6 protein-coding genes are annotated in these 3464 nt (G+C 61.2%); 1 reads left to right on the forward strand and 5 read right to left on the reverse strand.

Annotation, left to right across the window (positions count from 1 at the left end):
• The 3 genes from MAXJ12_RS32895 to MAXJ12_RS32905 all read right to left on the reverse strand — a co-directional run.
• Positions 1-260: DUF5676 family membrane protein (locus MAXJ12_RS32895; RefSeq protein ID WP_008840564.1), on the reverse strand; the 260-nt coding region annotated here is incomplete at its 3' end.
• 13 nt (positions 261-273) lie between these two features.
• Positions 274-795 (reverse strand): CopM family metallochaperone, encoded by a 522-nt coding sequence (copM, locus tag MAXJ12_RS32900; protein ID WP_008840565.1) that lies wholly within the window; start codon positions 793-795, stop codon positions 274-276.
• A gap of 166 nt (positions 796-961) precedes the next feature.
• Positions 962-1372, reverse strand: coding sequence for a hypothetical protein (locus tag MAXJ12_RS32905; RefSeq protein ID WP_139044177.1), 411 nt, complete (start codon positions 1370-1372; stop codon positions 962-964).
• A 259-nt stretch (positions 1373-1631) separates the two neighbouring features.
• Here MAXJ12_RS32905 and MAXJ12_RS32910 point away from each other — a divergent pair, with 259 nt between their 5' ends.
• Entirely contained in the window at positions 1632-2918 is a 1287-nt protein-coding gene (locus MAXJ12_RS32910; RefSeq protein WP_008840567.1) for an ATP-grasp domain-containing protein, read from the forward strand.
• A gap of 45 nt (positions 2919-2963) precedes the next feature.
• Here MAXJ12_RS32910 and MAXJ12_RS39490 read toward each other — a convergent pair whose 3' ends face one another.
• Entirely contained in the window at positions 2964-3215 is a 252-nt protein-coding gene (locus MAXJ12_RS39490) for a DUF411 domain-containing protein (protein ID WP_008840568.1), read from the reverse strand.
• Complete coding sequence (locus MAXJ12_RS39495) at positions 3216-3401, reverse strand: DUF411 domain-containing protein (protein WP_008840569.1); 186 nt, start codon at positions 3399-3401, stop codon at positions 3216-3218. It abuts the gene before it with no gap.
• Between the last annotated feature and the right edge of the window lie 63 nt (positions 3402-3464).

The raw sequence follows: 3464 nt of genomic DNA on the forward strand, positions 1-3464 counted from the left end.
ACGACATTGTAGATCGAGGCGTAGACGACACCCGTGACGAGGCCGACGACACCAAGGCCGACAATTCCGTAGAGTGCCCGACCGGGGCTGATCGGCGTGGCGGATTTAATCGTGCCGAGGTCGAGCCCGTGCGTGAAAGCGCCGGCGAAGTCGAGTGTCGCGTCCGGCCAGAGCGCAAAAGTCAGAGCACACAGCATGCTCAGAAGAGCGAGCGTTGCGCCTAGCGCGATGCCGGCCGACAGAGTGCTGAGTCTGTTCATTGGGCTTCTCCATCTATTTGGCGTGCTGCTTGAGCCATTCCTGCATTTTGGCGATTTCGGATTCCTGGGCCGTGATGATCTGATTGGCCCAGGCCTTGACCTCGTCATCCTTGCCGAACTGCAGAACGGCGCGGGCCATGTCGATCGCGCCCTGATGGTGGGGGATCATGGCCTGGACGAAGGCGACATCGGGGTCGGCGGCCTGGACGCCCTGCATCATCGGGCCGTCCATTTTCTTCATGGCCTCCGTATATGCCTTGGTGGCATCGGACATGTTGGCGGTGTCCATCGGCATACCCTGCATCATGCCGCCTTGCATCATGCCGCCCTGCATCATCGGCATCATTGTCTGCATCATCGACATCATCGCCGTGCATTGTTCCGGCATGCTGGGCGGGGTCGGTTCCGGGGCCGGCGCCGCCAGTGGAGCTTGGGGCGCGTCGGCGTCTGGGTGGTGCTCATCCGTCTGAGCGAACGCCGCGCCGGACGCGACTACGAATGCGGTAAGAGTCGTCGATCGGAGGTAAGCTTTCATGGCTGTTTTCCTTGTCGTTGAAGTGACCGGACGGGCGAACTCTGGGTGCGAAGGGCAGCCAGGATCTCCGGTACAGTTGGATTTCGGGATTGCTCGCGGGACAGCGGGTCGATGAGCGCTGCAGGTGAACAGCCTCAGGTACCCGCGAGGGCGTGGGATCGCGGTGTCAGGCGACGAAACGGGGAGGTTGCAGCAGAGCCTCGGGATTGATGCCTGTTCCCAGGAACCCGGCATCCAAGCCGTATGCGGCGATTGAGGCTCGATCGAGAGTCTCGCACCCACTTGTCAAGGGAACGGCGGCTCCGCAACAACCCGATCCGGTTGAGGACATGCAATTCGTGCTGCAGTCCTGACAACAACCGTTGTGGTGGCTGTCCTGGCCTGTTGCCGCAATGCGCCTTGTCACTGAGTCTGAACCGTTGGCGAGAAAAGCCGTGCTGTCATCGGCAACGTCGAATTCGACAGCGATACCCCAGGCTTCCCCGGCAAGAACCGGTGCACTGCTCACCATCGCGCTGCCGGCGATCAGGATGATCGCGACGAACAGGACGCGGAAGTGGTTCAGCATGAGCTTCATTTCTTGAAGTCTAGAGCCAATCACGATCACAGCTTTGATGCAAATCAAAGTCAGAATAAATTGAGCGCCGTACGTGGCTAGGCAATCCTTTAGACGCTGATGGGACGTCTCGCTTGTCGGTCTGATGTCGTGGAAGCCCTAAAAAAATGGATCACGAGTTTCATGCGGCTGGATGCGCGCAGTCTCGACAGCAATCTGGTCGATGCTGCAAGCTGCCACCTCCTCTAGGAACGCGGCCAACAAAAGGCAAGGACAGTACATGAACGTCAAGGATCCCGCTCTGGCAGAGGTCGGCCGTTCCGCGACAGAGCGGCTCAACCGGAATTGCTTCTGCATTACGCTCGACCGCGCAGCGCTGCGGTCGGCGTTGGATCACGAGGCCGGAGATGCGGGCTTCTACGAGGCTTTCAACAACTCCCGGCCGCATCTGTTTTCCAATGTCCCAGTGTTCCTCTCCAAATCCGTCATCGAAGAGATGCGCGGGATCGTCGATGCCATCGAGGCGGCGACGAAATTGCCGGCCTACCGCAACGCAGTCCTCTCTTGGGCCCCCGAAATCGCGCAGCAGGATTTCGGCCCGGCCGGCGCGCTGATGGGTTACGATTTTCACCTCGGTGACGACGGCCCCAAGCTGATCGAAGTGAACACCAACGCTGGCGGGGCGTTCCTCAATGCCTTGCTGGCCAAAGCCCAGACGGCCTGCTGCGCGGAAGTCGAGCAAGGTCTGATCGGCACCAGAGACGAAGATTTCGAAACCAGCGTCGTCGCGATGTTTAAGAGCGAATGGCGGCGCCAGCGCGGCGCCGGGGCGCCGCGAGGAATCGCGATCATTGATGACCAGCCCGAGGAGCAGTATCTCTATCCGGAATTTATACTTGCCCGGCAGTTGTTGCTGAAGCACGGCATCGATGCTGAGATTGGCGACGCGAGCGAGCTGCACTATGAAGGCGGCAGGCTCCGGCTCGCCGGCCAGGAGATCGACCTCGTGTATAATCGCCTGGTCGATTTCGCGCTGGATCGCCCGGAGCATGCAGTGCTCAGAGCGGCGTATTGTGACGGCGCTGTGGTGGTCACGCCCAATCCGCACAACCATGCGCTTCTTGCGGCCAAGCGCAATCTGACGCTGCTGTCCGATCCGGTCGCGCTGGAAGCCTTCGGCTTTTCTGGAGGTATTCGCTTGCCGCTTGCGGGTGTTCCACGGACCGTTCTGGTCACGCCCGACAATGCGGACACGCTCTGGCAATCTCGCAAAGACATGTTCTTCAAGCCGCTCTCCGGCCATGGCAGCAAGGCGGTCTACCGCGGCGACAAGGTAACGAAAGGGGTATGGACCGAGATTGCCCGGGGCGGCTTCGTAGCCCAGGCCTTCGCCGCACCCGGGCAGCGCATGATCGAGATCGATGGCGCACCCGCACCGCGCAAAATGGACGTAAGGCTATACACCTACGATGGCCGGGTGCTGCTGGCAGCCGCGCGGCTCTATCAGGGCCAGACCACGAATTTCAGGACGCCGGGCGGCGGTTTTGCTCCCGTGCTGGTGATATAGCACGTCGGATTCGTCGATCACCGACGGTCACCGATGTTCTCTAGATTAGTGGACGGCGAACACCTCGGTGGTGCCGCCTTTGCGGACCAGCAGCACCTGATAGCGCTGCGCGCCTGATCCCTCCATTCCTGGAGAGCCCAGCGGCATCCCCGGAGCGGCGAGCCCCACCGCATCGGGCCGTTGCGAAAGCAGCCTTTTCACGTCTTCCATCGGGACATGGCCCTCGACGAAGTAGCCCTCGACGAACGCGGTGTGGCAGGAGGCGATGTCGGGCGAGATTCCCGCACGGGACTTCACTTACTGCATGCGGTTGGGCTCCACGTTCGCCAAGTTCACGGAGAATCCGTTCTGCTGCATGTACGCGATCCAGCCGCCGCAGCAACCGCATCCGGCATCCTTGAAGACCTGCACGGTCTGGGCAGCTGCCGCCGTCGCGGAAAGCACGCTAACAGCGGCCGACAAAAAGATTGTTCTTGCATTCATGGGAGCCTCTCCTCCGCCCAGTGGCTCTCAGCACCGTGCTCGGCGGCGGGTTTATCTGCCTCG

The sequence above is a fragment of the Mesorhizobium alhagi CCNWXJ12-2 genome, assembly GCF_000236565.1.
Taxonomy (GTDB): Bacteria; Pseudomonadota; Alphaproteobacteria; order Rhizobiales; family Rhizobiaceae; genus Allomesorhizobium; species Allomesorhizobium alhagi.

What these genes read in the sequence shown, in the direction of transcription:
- MAXJ12_RS32910 (WP_008840567.1), top strand. Translation starts at nt 1,632, where the DNA reads ATGAACGTCAAGGATCCCGCTCTGGCAGAGGTCGGCCGTTCCGCGACA.
- MAXJ12_RS39495 (WP_008840569.1), bottom strand. Translation starts at nt 3,401, where the DNA reads ATGAATGCAAGAACAATCTTTTTGTCGGCCGCTGTTAGCGTGCTTTCC.
- copM (WP_008840565.1), bottom strand. Translation starts at nt 795, where the DNA reads ATGAAAGCTTACCTCCGATCGACGACTCTTACCGCATTCGTAGTCGCG.
- MAXJ12_RS32905 (WP_139044177.1), bottom strand. Translation starts at nt 1,372, where the DNA reads ATGAAGCTCATGCTGAACCACTTCCGCGTCCTGTTCGTCGCGATCATC.